The 16,026-nt window shown below is 71.4% G+C and carries 10 protein-coding genes and 1 pseudogene; 3 read left to right on the forward strand and 8 right to left on the reverse strand.

All coding sequences use genetic code 11. The annotated features are described in order from the left end of the window. Positions 1 to 10 precede the first annotated feature (10 nt). The 3 genes and pseudogenes from ABZ876_RS28495 to ABZ876_RS28505 all read right to left on the reverse strand — a co-directional run bounded on the left by ABZ876_RS28495 (position 11) and on the right by ABZ876_RS28505 (position 4,887). Complete coding sequence (locus ABZ876_RS28495) at positions 11 to 1,651, reverse strand: ABC-F family ATP-binding cassette domain-containing protein (protein WP_361787146.1); 1,641 nt, start codon at positions 1,649 to 1,651, stop codon at positions 11 to 13. A gap of 111 nt (positions 1,652 to 1,762) precedes the next feature. Further along, positions 1,763 to 2,777 (reverse strand): annotated as a pseudogene (locus ABZ876_RS28500) (oxidoreductase). 124 nt (positions 2,778 to 2,901) lie between these two features. After that, positions 2,902 to 4,887 (reverse strand): Xaa-Pro dipeptidyl-peptidase, encoded by a 1,986-nt coding sequence (locus ABZ876_RS28505; RefSeq protein WP_361787149.1) that lies wholly within the window; start codon positions 4,885 to 4,887, stop codon positions 2,902 to 2,904. 217 nt (positions 4,888 to 5,104) lie between these two features. On the opposite strand from ABZ876_RS28505, the gene ABZ876_RS28510 reads away from it, so the two are divergent. After that, entirely contained in the window at positions 5,105 to 6,598 is a 1,494-nt protein-coding gene (locus ABZ876_RS28510; RefSeq protein ID WP_361787152.1) for a M1 family metallopeptidase, read from the forward strand. Between the two features lie 63 nt (positions 6,599 to 6,661). Here the strand turns inward: ABZ876_RS28510 and ABZ876_RS28515 are convergent, their stop codons facing one another. Then, the gene (locus ABZ876_RS28515) at positions 6,662 to 8,128 is read right to left on the reverse strand and encodes an amino acid permease (protein WP_361787155.1); all 1,467 of its coding nucleotides are present in this window, start codon (positions 8,126 to 8,128) and stop codon (positions 6,662 to 6,664) included. Positions 8,129 to 8,436: 308 nt separating this feature from the next. Between ABZ876_RS28515 and ABZ876_RS28520 the strand changes: the two genes are divergently transcribed. Further along, the gene (locus ABZ876_RS28520; protein ID WP_361787158.1) at positions 8,437 to 9,150 is read left to right on the forward strand and encodes a MerR family transcriptional regulator; all 714 of its coding nucleotides are present in this window, start codon (positions 8,437 to 8,439) and stop codon (positions 9,148 to 9,150) included. A 33-nt stretch (positions 9,151 to 9,183) separates the two neighbouring features. Here the strand turns inward: ABZ876_RS28520 and ABZ876_RS28525 are convergent, their stop codons facing one another. From ABZ876_RS28525 to ABZ876_RS28535, 3 genes are all read right to left on the reverse strand, one after another. Beyond that, positions 9,184 to 11,364, reverse strand: coding sequence for a 3-hydroxyacyl-CoA dehydrogenase NAD-binding domain-containing protein (locus ABZ876_RS28525; RefSeq protein ID WP_361787161.1), 2,181 nt, complete (start codon positions 11,362 to 11,364; stop codon positions 9,184 to 9,186). Positions 11,365 to 11,405: 41 nt separating this feature from the next. Beyond that, positions 11,406 to 12,620 carry an acetyl-CoA C-acetyltransferase gene (locus ABZ876_RS28530; RefSeq protein WP_361787164.1) on the reverse strand — a complete coding sequence of 405 codons (1,215 nt, stop codon included), beginning with the start codon at positions 12,618 to 12,620 and terminating at the stop codon, positions 11,406 to 11,408. Between the two features lie 154 nt (positions 12,621 to 12,774). Beyond that, entirely contained in the window at positions 12,775 to 13,914 is a 1,140-nt protein-coding gene (locus tag ABZ876_RS28535; RefSeq protein ID WP_361787167.1) for a CaiB/BaiF CoA-transferase family protein, read from the reverse strand. Positions 13,915 to 14,090: 176 nt separating this feature from the next. Between ABZ876_RS28535 and ABZ876_RS28540 the strand changes: the two genes are divergently transcribed. Beyond that, complete coding sequence (locus ABZ876_RS28540; protein ID WP_361787170.1) at positions 14,091 to 15,266, forward strand: saccharopine dehydrogenase NADP-binding domain-containing protein; 1,176 nt, start codon at positions 14,091 to 14,093, stop codon at positions 15,264 to 15,266. Here the strand turns inward: ABZ876_RS28540 and ABZ876_RS28545 are convergent. After that, complete coding sequence (locus ABZ876_RS28545; RefSeq protein WP_361787173.1) at positions 15,238 to 15,996, reverse strand: endonuclease V; 759 nt, start codon at positions 15,994 to 15,996, stop codon at positions 15,238 to 15,240. The genes ABZ876_RS28540 and ABZ876_RS28545 overlap by 29 nt on opposite strands. Between the last annotated feature and the right edge of the window lie 30 nt (positions 15,997 to 16,026).

Raw genomic sequence — 16,026 nt, forward strand, 5'->3', positions numbered from 1 at the left:
TCCGTATCTGCTAGCGCTCCGTCACCTTGCCGTCCGCCACGTCCAGCCGGCGGGTCACCCGCACCGCGTCCAGCATCCGGCGGTCGTGGGTGACCAGGAGCAGCGTGCCCTCATAGGCGTCAAGGGCCGCTTCCAGCTGTTCGATAGCCGGCAGGTCGAGGTGGTTGGTGGGCTCGTCCAGGACCAGAAGATTGACGCCTCGGCCCTGGAGCAGTGCGAGGGCGGCCCTGGTGCGCTCGCCCGGGGAGAGGGTGGCCGCCGGGCGCAGCACATGGTCCGCCTTCAGCCCGAACTTGGCCAGCAGGGTGCGCACCTCGACCGGTTCCGTGTCCGGGACAGCCGCGCAGAACGCGTCCAGCAGGGTTTCCGGGCCGTGGAAGAGGGCGCGGGCCTGGTCGACCTCTCCGACCAGGACACCCGAGCCGAGCGTGGCCCGGCCCGCGTCGAGGGGGACGCGGCCCAGCAGCGCGCCGAGCAGCGTCGACTTGCCCGCTCCGTTCGCCCCTGTCACCGCCACCCGGTCCGCCCAGTCGATCTGCAACGACACCGGTCCGAATGTGAAGTCCCCGCGCCGCACCTCGGCGTCCCGCAGCGTGGCGACGACCGCGCCGGACCGCGGGGCCGACGCGATCTCCATCCGCAGTTCCCACTCCTTGCGGGGTTCCTCCACGGTCTCCAGGCGCTCAATCATGCGCTGGGTCTGCCGGGCCTTCGCGGCCTGCTTCTCACTGGCATCGCTGCGGAACTTGCGGCCGATCTTGTCGTTGTCGCTGCCCGCCTTGCGGCGCGCGTTCTTCACGCCCTTGTCCATCCAGGCACGCTGCATCCGGGCCCGATCCTGGAGGGCTGTCTTCTTGTCGGCGTACTCCTCGTACTCCTCGCGGGCGTGCCGGCGGGCCCACTCGCGCTCCTCCAGATAGGCCTCGTACCCGCCGCCGTAGAGGTTGATCCCCCCTTGCGCCAGGTCGAGTTCGAGGACCTTGGTGACCGTGCGGGTGAGGAACTCGCGGTCGTGGCTGACGACCACCGTGCCGGCCCGCAGGCCGCCGACGAAGTGCTCCAGGCGCTCGAGTCCGTCCAGGTCCAGGTCGTTGGTCGGCTCGTCGAGGAGGAACACGTCGTAGCGGGACAGCAGCAGCGAGGCGAGGCCCGCGCGGGCCGCCTGTCCGCCGGACAGGGAGGTCATGGGCTGGTCCAGGCCGACGCCCAGACGGAGGGAGTCGGCGACCTCCTCGGCGCGCTCGTCGAGGTCCGCGCCGCCGAGGCCGAGCCAGCGCTCCAGACTCACCGCGTAGGCGTCGTCGGCACCGGGCGCGCCGTCGACGAGCCCCTGGGTGGCCTCGTCCATCCGCCGCTGCGCCTCGGCCACACCCGTGCGGCGCGCCAGGAAATCCCGCACGGTCTCCCCCGGTCTGCGTTCGGGTTCCTGCGGCAGATGGCCGACCGTCGCGGTCGGCGGGGACAGACGCAGCTCGCCCCGCTCGGGCCCGAGCAGTCCGGCGAGCATCCGCAGCAGGGTGGACTTGCCTGCGCCGTTGGCACCGACGAGACCGATCACATCACCGGGCGCGACGACGAGGTCGAGCCCGGAGAACAGGGAGCGGTCGCCGTGGCCGGCGGCGAGGTCCTTGGCGACGAGGGTGGCAGTCATCAGACCGCTGATCCTAACGAGAGACCGCCGATCCCGACGAGCCCGGAGAACCAGCGCGGAACCGCCCGCCCCAGGGGCCGGGCGCGGCCACCGGCCGGGCCCCCGCCTGTTTCACGCCAGCGCCGTCACCAGCACGCTTCCCGACGTCCTGGCCACCACGAAGGACTGCCCCCCGGCCGCCCCCGGACCGAGTGCGATGCCATGGCGGCCGGCTTCCAGGACGCCGTCGAAGACCTCACGGATGTGGACGCGGCGCAGACGGTCCAGTCGGTAGGTGGTGACCCGCACCCGGCAGGGGGTGGCGACCTCGACGACCGCCGTACGGCCCACGGCGGCCGGGTGCAGGAGCCGGCGCCGCTCCGGCGGGCTGCGGTCCAGGGCCTGTTCGATCCGGGCGACGAGGAGGGGGACGATCGGGGCGAGCCCGTCGATGTACGCGACGTCGACGCCGGCAACGTTCGAACGAGTGCCGTACGGCCGCGCGTTCCCGCTTACCGACCCTCCGGCCGAACGCCACCGCGGCGTAGGTGCTCAGCTCTTCGGGGGGCACGTCGGCGGCGTCCTGCGCGGTCTCCGCGCCGATGCCGATGGTGCGCGGCGCGGCGGCCAGCCGGGCCAGTACGGCGACCCGGGCACCGACCAGCAGAACCCGGCGCCGCTTCTCGGGACCGCCGTCGAGCAGCGCGCCCAGCGCGCCGCGGTGCTCGTCCCCGCGGAGACGGAACGGCCCTATCCCGTGGTAGCCGTTCCGTTCCAGGTCCGCCCGACGATCGGTCTGCCAGGCGAAGTCGCGCCAGACGAAGTCGTCGCCGTCCTTCTCGACGACCGCCGTGACGGCCCCGCAGGCCAGGGCCTCGCACTCGGGGCAGGCGTAGATGATGTGGCGGCCGCCCACAGCGGGGCGCCGGTCTCCAGCAGCAGGACCCGCACCTGCGCGGTCAAGATCGCCGGGGGTATGGCGGAGGCCAGCGGGGAGACGGCGTCCAGGTCGGATAGCTGGAACAGCAGCGGGCACCCGCCGACGACGAAGTCGACGAAGTCCCGGTGGACCTGGTGGTCACCGCCCGGTACGCAGCCACCGGCACGTCGCCGGTGCCAGGCCGAAGGCCGCGTACTCGGCAGACATACCGTGAGCATTCCCACACGGACGGTGACGTGAGCGCGGCACCCGGGATTGCGTCCGGTGCGCGGGCGGCCGGGCCGGTGGGTCCGGCCGCCCGCGCGCGGTCAGGCCGGCGACGGCGGTGTCGTCACCGGCCGTCGCCCGGCACACGCCGGACGGTGTGCGGCGTCCGCGCACCGCCCGGCGTGGTGACCGCGGGCACGGCGGCCGGGGGGCCGGCAAGCGCGTGTGCGAACCCGGCCGCCCCTCCCACGAGCGGCACATGGGCCGCCGTACGGGACAGGTCGACGGTCAGCGTCGGGGTGCTCGACCGGAGCTTCCCCCTGCTCGAAGAGCTTGGGGGAGGGTCGATGAGGTCCTTGTCGGTGCCGGCGACGATGAGCGCGAGCCGGTGGCCCCTCGGGACGACATGGTCGGTGGCGGCCAGGTCGAGGGTGATCGTGTACGCCGTGCCCGGGGTGAGCGGGACGCCCTTGCGGTCCGAGGCGTAGTTGCCGAGGTCGGCCCAGCCGCGGCTGAACACGGTGGAGGCGACGTCGGTCTTCCTGGCCTCGGTGGCCTTGAAACAGGCGCTGTCGCCGGCCGTGCTCGCGCCCCAGCAGGTGCGGCCGGGAAGGGTCGTGATGCCCTCGCCGGAGCCGGCGTAGTCACGGATGGTGTCGGGACCGAGGTCGACCAGCACGGCGGAGAGATGGGCCGTGGAGGTGGACGGGGTGACGGTGACGGTCACCGTGGAGGAGCCGGACACCCGCAGATCCCGCGACAGGGGCGGGGTGATGAATCCGGCCTTGCTCGCGGTGGACTCGTCGACGTGCGCCGCCCAGTCGGTCTCGCTCAGCCGCGGGTCGTCGGTGAAGGTCTCGGTGCCCGTGCCGGTGCGCAGCCGGAGGGTGCCGACGCCGGCCTGGGTGCCCCGGGCCGGGCGCAGCGTGGTCGTCGCCGTGCCCTGGGGCGGCCAGACCCGGGAGGTGACCCACTGGTCGGGGTGGCGCTCGATGTCGGCCATGGGCTCGCGGTCGATGCCGTTGTCGTAGCCGAGGAGTTCGTGGTCGAACCAGCGGTGCAGCGTGTCCACCCACGGGGCGCGACGGAAGTCGAAGGGGTCCACGTGGCCGGTCCCCGAGAGCCAGATCTTGCGCTGCACTCCGTGCTTCGCGAGCGCGTTCCACCACTGGCCGAAGTGCTTGGTGCGGACGTTGAGGTCCTGCATGCCGTGGACGAGGAAGACGCTGGCGCGGACCTTGCTCGCGTCCTTCACATAGTCGCGCTCGGTCCACAGCGGTGTCCAGTCGCCCGTGCGCGGCGCCCCGTCGACGAGCTTGTGCTGCACGGCGGCGCACTTGGCGCGGGCGCCGGGGCTGTCGACGTAGTCGGAGAGCCAGTCGGGGCCCGAGTCGTACAGGGGCGCGCCCTTGGCGAAGTAGTAGTCGTACCAGGAGGAGATGGCGCTGATCGGCACGATGGTCCTCAGACCCTTGACGCCGGTGGCGGCGACGCCGTTGGCGATGGTGCCGTCCCAGCTCTTGCCGATCATGCCGGTGCGTCCGTTGGTCCAGGTGGCCCTGGCGCGTATGTGCCCGGTGCGGGTGGTGTAGCCCTTGGCCCGGCCGTTCAGCCAGTCGACGACGGCCTTGGCCGACTGGATGTCGGAGCGGCCGCCGACGTCCACACAGCCGTCGGAGCGATTGGTTCCGGCCAGGTCGACGCCGACGAAGCCATAGCCCCGGGGGACGAAGTAGTTGTCGTAGAAGAGCGGCATCTGCACCACGTGGCCGCTCGTGTCGTAGGTCTTCAGCTGGCTCTCGTTGCCCCGTCCGCAGCAGGAGTAGTAGGGGCTGGCGTCCATGATCACGGGTATGCGGCGGCCCTGCGCGGCGGGTTCGCGCGGGCGCACGATGTCGGCGGCGACCCGGTCGGTCTTTCCGTCGCCGTCGCCGTCGAGGCCGGTGTCCACCCAGACGGACTCACGGATGGCGTGCTCGTACGAGTAGACGGGCCGGCTCTCCCGTGGCGCGCCGTGGGCGGCCGCGGGGGTGAGGAAGGCGGCCAGCAGGGCGGCGACGGCCACCGTCGCGAGCGGTCTCCAGATCGTGAAGCGCGTGCGTATCGGCATGCGCGGGACGGTACATGGGCGGACTCCGGTGCAGAAGAGGACAGCTGACGGATCGTCGGGCAGTCGGTACCGGATGGCCGGGAACGCACGGTGGGAAGGCTTCGGTCATGACGGCCGGATGGCGATCGTGTGACGGGCGGTGCCATGGACATGCTCGGGCACACAGGGACTGAATAGGGTCCGAACAGATCTCGTGGCCCTACGACTTGGAGTTCTCGTGCACCGCAGACTCATCGCGCCGGGCGCACTCGCGGCGGCTTCCCTGTTGCTGGCGATCCCGGCATCGGCGGCCGACTACCAGCCCGGCGCTCCGGGGATCGGCGACCCCTATTACCCGAACTACGGCAACGGCGGATACGACGTCTCCCACTACGACCTGCGGCTGAAGTACCAGCCGCAGTCGGACGAACTGGAGGGCACGGCGACGATCCTGGCGAGGACGACGCGGGACCTGTCCCGGTTCGACCTGGACTTCCTCCTCGACGTCAGCGAGGTTCGGGTGAACGGCGCGAAGGCGGCCTTCGCCACCTCCGGCCAGCACGAACTGGTGGTCACTCCGGCCACCCCGCTGCCGAAGGGCACACCGGTCACGGTCGTGGTCCGCTACAGCGGGGTTCCCTCCACGAAGAGCGCGTACGGCTTCACCACCTGGCACCGCACCCCGGACGGCGCGATCGCGGCCGATGAGCCCGAGGCGGCCTGGTGGTGGTTCCCGAGCAACGACCACCCGCTCGACAAGGCGACGTACGACGTGTCGGTGGCCGTGCCGGACGGCACCCAGGTCATCTCCAACGGCACGCTTCGCTCGACCAGTTCGAAGCTCGGCTGGACCCGCTACAACTGGCGGTCCGGCAAGCCGCAGGCGACCTATCTGACCACTCTGGCGATCGGGAAGTTCGACATCACCACCGGGACGACGTCGGCCGGCGTCCCGGTCGTCAACGCGTACAGCAGGGACCTGGGCGACAACGACGGGGCGGCACGGGCGAGCGTGGAGCGCACCGGGGAGCTCGTCGACTGGCTGACCGGCTACTTCGGTCCGTATCCGTTCGACTCGGTCGGCGGATACGTGCCGAACACCACCACCGGGTACGCCCTGGAGACGCAGACCCGCGTCTACTACAGCCCGAAACAGTTCGCGAACGGCTCGAACACGTCCGTCGTCGTGCACGAACTGGCGCACCAGTGGTACGGCGACGACGTGTCGCTCAAGGGCTGGAAGGACATCTGGATCAACGAGGGCTTCGCGCGGTACGCACAGTGGCTGTGGTCGGAGCACGAGGGCGAGGGCACGGCCCAGGAGCTCGCGGACTACGTGTACGCCTCGCACCCGGCCGACGACGCGTTCTGGACGGTCAGGCCCGGTGACCCGGGCCCGGACAACCAGTTCGACACCGCGGTCTACGACCGTGGCGCGCTCGCCGTCCAGGCACTGCGCAACGAGGTCGGGGACGAGGCGTTCTTCGCCATCCTGAAGGGCTGGCCGAAGGAGCACGCATACGGCAACGCGTCGGTCGCCGACTTCCAGGCCTACGCGGAGAAGGTGTCGGGCAGGCCGCTCGCCTCGCTCTTCGACACCTGGCTGTTCCAGCAGTCGAAACCCGCGGCGTCCGCGGCCCGGACCACGGCCCTCGCGAGGGCGTCGGCCGCCCCGGTCCGGCCGAGGTCCTGGACGAAGATCGCGGCGACGAACGACGTGCACGGACACTGAGTCACGGATGCGCAAAGGCCCCGGGGCACGCCCCGGGGCCTTCGTCCGGCGTGCGGCGAGCCGCTACTTCGTCAGCTCGCTCAGCTCCCGGTCCGCGGCCGCCGCGATCCTGCGGCGCAGTAGGAACCAGCCGCCGACGAGCAGTGCGGCGATCACCGGGATGAGCAGCAGCGTCTTACGGCCGACCTCGGGGTCGTTCCACATCAGGCCGAGCACGGCCAGCAGGAAGGCCACGGTCACGATCTCCGTCACGGGGCTGCCGGGCAGCCGGAAGGACGGCCGGGTGACCAGCCCCGCCTCGGCGCGGCGGACGAAGATCAGGTGGCAGATCATGATGATCACCCAGGTGCTGACGATGCCGAGGGACGCCACGTTCAGCACGATCTCGAATGCCTGGCTGGGCATGAGGTAGTTCAGGCCGACGCCGAGCACACAGACCGCGCAGGTGAGCAGGATGCCGCCGTACGGGACCTGGCTGCGGTTCATCCGCGCCGTGAACTTGGGCGCCGAACCCGCCATGGCCATCGAGCGCAGGATGCGGCCGGTGGAGTAGAGGCCGGAGTTCAGCGAGGACATCGCGGCGGTCAGGACGACCAGGTTCATCACGTCACCGGCTCCATGGACGCCGATCTTCGACAGCACGGTGACGAAGGGGCTCTGGTCCGCGGAGTACACCGAGCCCGGCAGCAGCAGCGCGAGCAGGACCACCGAACCGACGTAGAAGAGACCGACTCGCCACATGATCGAGTTCACCGCACGCGGGACGACCTTCTCCGGCTCGGCGGTCTCGCCCGCGGCGACACCGACCAGCTCGAGCGCCGCGTAGGCGAAGATCACGCCCTGCATCACGAGGACGACGGGCATGAGCCCGTGCGGGAAGACGCCGCCGTGGTCGTTGATCACGTCCAGACCCGGCGTCCGACCCCCGACCTTGTGCTGCGTGGCCAGCAGGAAGATACCGACGAACATGAAGCTCACCAGGGTGGCGACCTTGATGATCGCGAACCAGAACTCCATCTCGCCGAAGATCTTCACCGAGATCAGGTTCACGGCCAGGACGACCGCGAGGGCGATCAGGGCGAGCACCCACTGCGGGATGGAGGTGAAGAAGCTCCAGTAGTGGGTGTAGAGCGCGATGGCGGTGATGTCGGCGATGCCGGTCGTCGACCAGTTGAGGAAGTACATCCAGCCGGCGACGTAGGCGCCCTTCTCGCCGAGGAACTCGCGCGCGTACGACACGAAGGACCCGGACGACGGCCGGTACAGCACCAGCTCACCGAGGGCACGGACGACGAAGAAGGCGAAGACGCCACAGACCAGATAGGCCAGCGCGAGAGCGGGGCCCGCATTGTGCAGCCGGCCACCGGCGCCCAGGAAGAGACCGGTACCGATCGCTCCGCCGATCGCGATCATGTTGATGTGGCGGGCCTTGAGGTCCTTGCTGTAACCGGCGTCGCCCGCGTCCGCGGGCGTCCCGGCCGCGTCTTGGCGGGATGCAACCGCAGCCGTGTTCACGGCGTCCTTGCTCACGAGTGGATCTACTCTCTGGTGCGCCCGCGCGAGGGTGGTGCGCGGGTGTCCGTATGGGTCTCGGCTCTCTGGTGCGCCCGCGCGAGGGTGGTGCGCGGGTGTCCGTATGGGGCTCGGCCCGGGCCGCCGCTGACGCGGCACAGACCAAGGCCCCACCTTTACCCGCGGTCCGCGCCGCATGCGATGGCGCACGTCACACAGCGGCCCTTCTCACATGATCACCACACTCCCGTCGCCCGTTCGTCACATGGCCGTGCTGGGTCCCGTTCCGGTGTCACAGTGATGGTGGGACAGCGATACTGCTGCATATGACGACCGAGACCGAGGAGCCGACGCTCACCGTCGACGAGCTGGCCGCACGTGCGGGTGTCACGGTCCGCACCGTCCGCTTCTACAGCGCCAGGGGCCTGCTTCCGCCGCCCGTGATCGGGCCCCGGCGGGTGGGCCGCTACGGGCAGGCGCACCTGGCCCGGCTGGCTCTGATCGAGGAGTTGCAGCGCCAGGGCATGACCCTGGCGGCGATCGAGCGGCATCTGCGGCAGCTGCCGGCGGACCTGAGCGCGCGGGACCTCGCCATCCACCGAGCGGTCGTGGCGTCCTGGGCGCCGGACACGGTCGTGACGATGACGCACGAGGAGCTTCAGCGGGGGGCGGGGCGCCCGCTCGGCGAGGAGGAGCTGGAGCGACTGGCGGCGATGAGCGTGGCCGTGCCGTGCGAAGGGGCGTACCGCGTGGATCCGGGCCTGCTGCGGCTCGGCGTCGAGCTGCTCGATGTGCCGCTCGGCCTCGACACGGTCCTCGCCGCCCGTGGCGTCCTGATCGAGCACTCGCGTGCGGCGGCGCACGAGCTGTCGCGGCTGCTGCGCGACGCGGTGGCCGAGCGCGACTCCACGGAGGTGAAGTCGCTCTCGGCCCATATGCAGCCGCTGGTGGTGCAGGCCCTGCTCACCACGTTCCAGCGCTCCCTGAAGGAGGAACTGCGGGAGTGGCTCACGGACGGGGAGCCGCCAGGGGAGTCCTGAGCGAGGCCGGCCCCGGCTCAGGACTCCCCGGGCTCAGCGCGCGTCGGTGAACGGTTCACCCTTGTCCGCCTTCTCCACCAGCAGCGCGGGCGGCGTGAACCGCTCGCCGTAGCGCTCGGCCAGCTCCCGGGCGCGGGCCACGAAGCCGGGCAGACCGCCCTCGTAGCCGTTGATGTACTGGAGGACACCGCCCGTCCAGCCGGGGAAGCCGATCCCGAACAGCGAGCCGATGTTGGCGTCGGCGACGGACGTGAGCACCCCCTCCTCCAGGAGCCGGACGGTGTCCAGCGCCTCGGAGAACAGCATGCGCTCCTGCATGTCCTCGAAGGGAACCGTGTGGCCCGGCTTGGTGAAGTGCTGCCGCAGCTCCGGCCACAGCCGGCCGCGCTTGCCGTCCTCGCCGTACTCGTAGAAGCCGGCGCCGCCGCTGCGGCCGGTGCGCCCGAACTCGTCGACCATGCGGTCGATGACGGCCTCGGCCGGGTGCGGGGTCCAGGTGCCGCCCGCCTCCTCGACGGCCCGCCGCGACTCGTTCCGGATCTTGCGCGGCAGGGTGAGCGTCAGCTCGTCCATCAGGGACAGCACCTTGGCCGGGTAGCCCGCCTGCGCGGCCGCCTGCTCGACGGAGGCGGGGTCGATGCCCTCCCCGACCATCGCGACGCCCTCGTTGATGAAGTGGCCGATGACCCGGGAGGTGAAGAAGCCGCGGGAGTCGTTGACGACGATCGGCGTCTTGTTGATCTGCCGGACCAGGTCGAAGGCGCGCGCGAGCGCCTCGTCACCGGTGCGCTTCCCCTTGATGATCTCGACGAGCGGCATCTTGTCGACGGGTGAGAAGAAGTGCAGGCCGATGAAGTCGGACTGCCGCTCCACGCCATCGGCGAGCACCGTGATCGGCAGGGTGGAGGTGTTGGAGCACAGCAGCGCGTCGGGCTCGACGACGTTCTCGATCTCCTGGAACACCTTGTGCTTGAGCGCCGGGTCCTCGAACACGGCCTCGATCACGGCGTCGCAGCCCGCGAGGTCGGCGGCCTCGGAGGTGGGCGTGATACGGGCGAGCAGCGCGTCGGCCTTCTCCTGCGTCGTACGCCCACGGGCGACCGCCTTCGCGCAGAGCTTCTCGGAGTGGCCCTTGCCCTTGACGGCCGCTTCCAGGGACACGTCCTTGAGCACGACCTCGATGCCGGCGCGGGCGCAGGAGTAGGCGATGCCCGCGCCCATCATCCCGGCGCCGAGGACGGCGACCTTGCGGACCTGGCGGGGCTCGATGCCCTGGGGGCGGTTGGCACCGGAGTTGACGGCCTGGAGGTCGAAGAAGAACGCCTGGATCATGTTCTTCGCGGTCTGCCCCGTGACCAGCTCGGTGAAGTAGCGCGCCTCGATGGTCTGCGCGGTCTCGAAGTCGACCTGGGAGCCCTCGACGGCCGCCGCGAGGATGTTGCGCGGGGCGGGGTAGGGGGCGCCGTTCAGCTGCTTCCTCAGGTTGGCCGGGAAGGCGGGCAGGTTGGCGGCGAACTTCGGGTTGGACGGCGTCCCGCCCGGGATCTTGTAGCCCGGCTTGTCCCAGGGCTGCTGCGCCTCGGGGTTGGCGTCGATGAACGCGCGGGCCTTGTCCAGCATCTCCTCGCGGGAGGTGGCCACCTCGTGGACCAGACCGTTGTCCAGGGCGCGCCGCGGCGTGTACTGGGTGCCCTGCAGCAGCACCTTCAGCAAGGCGTCGGCAATGCCCATCAGACGTACGGTGCGGGTGACCCCGCCGCCCGCGGGGAGCAGGCCGAGGGTGACCTCGGGCAGGCCGATCTTGGAGCCGGGGGCGTCCAGGGCGATGCGGTGGTGGGAGGCGAGCGCGATCTCGTAACCGCCGCCCAGAGCCGCGCCGTTGATGGCCGCGACGACCGGCTTGCCGAGGGTCTCGATACGGCGCAGGGAGTTCTTGATCGCCATACCGGTCTCGAAGACCTGCTGGGCGTCCCCGGGACCCGCCTTGATCATGTCCTTGAGGTCGCCGCCCGCGAAGAAGGTCTTCTTGGCGGAGGTGTAGATGATGCCGCGGATGGAGTCCTTCTCGGTCTCGGCGCGCTCGGCGACCGCCGCGATGGACTCCTTGAACGCCTGGTTCATGGTGTTCGCGGACTGGTTGGGGTCGTCGAGGACGAGGGTGACGACGCCGGTGTCGTCCTGCTCCCAGCGGATGGTGGTGGACTCAGTGCTCATCAGGGGTGCTCCGTAAGATCCGGTCGATCCGTTGGGGAAGGTCAGACGCGCTCGACGACGGTGGCGATGCCCATGCCGCCGCCCACGCACAGGGTGGCCAGCCCGTACCGCTTGTCCTGCCGTTCCAGTTCGTCCACCAGCGTGCCGAGGATCATCGCGCCGGTGGCTCCCAGCGGATGACCCAGCGCGATGGCGCCGCCGTTGACGTTGATCTTGTCCAGGGACAGCCCCATGTCCCTCGCGAAGCGCAGCACGACCGCGGCGAACGCCTCGTTGATCTCGACCAGGTCGATGTCGTCGATCGTCAGGCCCGCCTTGGCGAGCGCCTTGCGGGTGGCGGGCGCCGGACCGGTCAGCATGATCGTCGGCTCGGAGCCGGACACCGCCGCGGAGACGATCCGGGCCCGCGGCCGCAGCCCGTACCGGTCGCCGACCTCCTTCGAGCCGATGGCGACGAGCGCCGCGCCGTCCACGATGCCGGAGGAGTTGCCCGCGTGGTGGACGTGGTCGATCTGCTCGACCCAGTGGTACTTCTGGAGCGCCACCGCGTCGAATCCGCCCAGCTCGCCGATGTCCGCGAACGACGGCTTGAGTTTGGCGAGGGAGTCGGCGGTGGTGCCCGGCCGCATGTGCTCGTCGTGGTCGAGGACGACGAGGCCGCTGCGGTCCTGCACGGGGACCACGGACTTCTCGAAGCGGCCCTCCTTCCAGGCGGTGGCGGCGCGCTCCTGGGACAGCGCCGCGTACTCGTCGACGTCCCGCCGGGAGAAGCCCTCGATGGTGGCGATGAGGTCCGCGCCGATGCCCTGCGGCACGAAGTTGGTCGCCATGTTGGTCATCGGGTCGGCGAACCAGGCGCCGCCGTCGGAGGCCATCGGCACCCGCGACATCGACTCGACGCCGCCCGCGAGCACCAGGTCCTCCCAGCCCGAGCGGATCTTCGCGGCGGCCAGGTTGACGGCTTCGAGGCCGGAGGCGCAGAAGCGGTTCTCCTGGACTCCGGCCACCGTGTCGGGCAGTCCCGCGGCGATCGCGGCGATACGGGCGATGTCGGAGCCCTGGTCGCCGACCGGGCCGACGACACCCAGCACGATGTCGTCGATCGCCGCCGGGTCGAGGTCCGGGAAGCGCCGCCGGACCTCGTGGATGAGTCCGGTCACCAGGTCGATGGGCTTGGTGCCGTGCAGGGCGCCGCTGGCCTTGCCGCGCCCGCGCGGGGTTCGGATCGCGTCGTACACATACGCTTCGGTGCTCACTGGTAAGCCTTTCGGGAGGGTCGGCCGAGCGGGGAACGACCGGAGATCTTCTTCATGATTCCGGTGGTCCCGTGGTGGATGGTCGGGATGCGGCCGTCGGTGAAGGCCCCGGCGCAACGGTGGCCGGTCATGGAGCCATGACCGCTGGAGGACTTCATCGGTCGCCGTCCTCCACGAGTCGGGGGACGTCCCAGTCGCGCGCGACCTGCGCGGTGTCGGCGCCGGGCCGCGCCGGTCCGCCGCGTACCGCCGTATGGGTGACCGAGAAGCGGGGTGCGGGCGCCGGCTGGGTGATGCCGCCGTGGTCGGTGAAGGTGCCGCGGGCGGCCAGGTGGGGGTGTGCCGGGGCCTCGCGGAGCGTGAGGACGGGGGCCACGCAGGCGTCGGAGCCCTCGAAGAGGGCGGTCCACTCCTCGCGGGTGCGCGTCTTGAAACGGGCGGCGACCGCCTCCCGCAGTTCTCCCCAGCGGGCGACGTCCTTACGGGCCGGCGCCAGCTCCCCGATGCCGAGCAGGTCCACGAACTCCTCGTAGAACTGCTGCTCGAGGGCTCCCACCGCCATGTACCGGCCGTCGGCCGTCTCGTAGGTGCCGTAGAAGGGGCAGCCGCCGTCGAGGAGGTTGACACCGCGGCGGTCCTGCCAGCCCCCGGACGCGAGCATGCCGTGGATCATCGAGGCCAGATGCGCGGCACCGTCGACGATCGCCGCGTCCACGACCTGCCCGGTGCCCGTCGCGCGGGCGTGGTGGAGGGCGGCCAGGACGCCGACGACCAGGTAGAGCGAGCCGCCCGCGTAGTCGCCGACGAGGTTGGCGGGGATGGCGGGCGGCGCGTCCGGGGCACCGATGAGACCGAGGGTGCCGGTGACCGCGATGTAGGCGATGTCGTGCCCGGCACGTGGGGCCAGCGGGCCCTCCTGGCCCCAGCCGGTCATCCGGCCGTAGACGAGCCTCGGGTTGCGGGCGTGACAGGTCTCGGGGCCCACGCCCAGGCGTTCGGCCACGCCGGGGCGGTAGCCCTCGATGAGGACGTCGGCGCGTTCGACCAGGTCGAGGACGCGTTCGGGGCCGTCCTCGGCCTTCAGGTCGACGGTCACCGAGCGCTTGCCGCGGTTGGTGACGTCGAACGCGGGATCGATCGCGAGACCCGCGCCGTTCGGCCGCTCGACCCGCACGACATCCGCGCCGAGGTCCGCGAGGAGCATGGCGGCGAACGGGCCGGGCCCTATGCCCGCCAGTTCCACGACACGCACGCCGGCCAGGGGGCCCTGCCCCGGCGACTCCGCCACTGCCATCAGGCCCCCAGCCTTGTGACATCACCGATGTGACACCACCGATGTTAAGAACGTGTTGCAGTTCCGGCAAGAGCTGAGCGAGCAAGCGCTTAGTCAAGATCGGGCCACCGACCATCCGCCGACCCGCCTCTCACGCTAGCCTCAGCCACCGGCAACGGCGCGGGCGGAGAGGTGTCATGGGCAGGCTGAGGACGGATCGCATGTACGACATCGTGCTCTTCGGGGCGACGGGTTTCGTGGGCGCCCTCACCGCGCGGTACCTCGCCGCGCATGCGCCCGAGGGATTGCGCTGGGCCCTGGCGGGCCGCAGCGCCGAAGGGCTGGAGCGACTGCGGGAGCAGCTGGCCGGGCCCGCCTCGCCCGGTGTGCTGCGGGCGGACGCCGCGGACCCGGAGGCGCTGCGCCAACTCGCCCGCAGCACGCGCGTACTCGCCACCACGGTCGGGCCCTATCTGCGGTACGGCGAGGAACTGGTGGCCGCCTGCGCCGACGCGGGCACCGACTATCTGGACCTCACCGGCGAGGCCGAGTTCGTCGACCTCGTCTATGTGCGGCACGACGCACGCGCGCGGGAGACGGGGGCGCGACTCGTGCACTCGTGCGGGTTCGACTCCGTTCCGCACGACCTGGGGGCGTACTTCACCGTCCAGCAGCTCCCCGAGGGGGTGCCGCTGAGGGTCGACGGATACGTCCGTGCGCAGGGGATGTTCTCCGGCGGCACGTTCGCCTCGGCGCTCGGCCAGATGGCACGCGGGCCACAGCTGCTGGCGGCGGCCCGGGACCGCGGACGGCACGAGCCGCGCCTGCTGGGCCGGCGGGCGCAGGCTTCCCTCGGCGCACCGCGCTTCGCGAAGGAGGTCGGCGCGTGGGCGCTGCCGCTGCCCACCATCGACGCCCAGGTGGTGCGCCGGTCGGCGCGGGTGCTGGAGCGGTACGGGCCCGACTTCCGCTACCGCCACTACGCGGCCGTCGAGACCCTGCCCTTCGCCGTGGGTGGGGTGGTGGCCGCGGGCGCGCTGTTCACGGCCGCCCAGCTGCCGCCCGCACGGCGGTGGCTGTCGGGCCGGCTCCGGCCCGGGGACGGGCCGGGTCCCGAGAAGCGGGCCCGGAGCTGGTTCACGGTGCGGTTCGTGGGCGAGGGCGGCGGGCGGCGCGTCTTCACGGAGGTCGCGGGCGGTGACCCGGGCTACGACGAGACGGCGAAGATGTTCGCCGAGTCGGCCCTGTCCCTCGCCCTCGACGACCTGCCGCGCACGTCCGGGCAGGTGACGACCGCGGAGGCGATGGGCAACGCCCTCATCGGCCGACTCCGCGCCGCGGGCATCACCTTCCGGGTGGCGGCGCGACGGTAGGGAGCGTGCCCGCTCCATCACCCGTGGGGCGCGCGCCGGTGGGGCCCAGCGCCTCCTTCAGCGCGCGACGGCACAGCGCGTCCGCGCGACGGGTGGACTCGGGGAGGCGGTACTCGGGTGCGAGCGCGAGGGTGTGGGCGCAGGCGTTGTCGAGGCCGACGCGATGTCCCACCGACACGAACACCGGTTTGACGCCCGCCTGGGTGCGTACGGCCCGGCCGACCTCCTCCGGGCCGGCGAGGAGGGGGCTGGTGCTGCCGCGCGGAACGCCGGGGTCCTGGTACGTGAAGGTGAAGGGTTTCTTGGCCACGCCGATCGTCGGCAGTCCGGTGAGGACGCCGAGGTGGCTCGCCAACCCGAAACGGCGCGGGTGGGCGAGGCCGTAGCCGTCACACACGACCAGGCCGGGGTCTCGGTCGAGAGCGTCCAGAGCGGCCAGGACGGTGGGCACCTCGCGGAAGGCGAGCAGACCGGGCACATAGGGGAAGGACACCTCGCCCACGGCCGTGGCCTCGGCGACCACGGCGAGCGTGGCCGCGTCCAGCACGACGGCCGCCGCCGCGACCACACCGCGCTCGTCGTCGTAGGCGACGTCGACCCCCGTCACACGGCCGGTCCCCGGTGGCGGCCCCGGCTCGTCAAGGACCACCCGGCCGCGCAACTCGTCCTGCGCGGCCCGGGCTTCTTCCTCGGTCAGGGGCCGGCCCGCGGGAATGCGTACGTTCCTCATGGTGGTGTCGAGCGTACGGCCCCGCGGCAC

The organism is Streptomyces sp. NPDC046931 (assembly GCF_040644655.1).
In the GTDB taxonomy this organism is placed as follows: Bacteria; Actinomycetota; Actinomycetes; order Streptomycetales; family Streptomycetaceae; genus Streptomyces.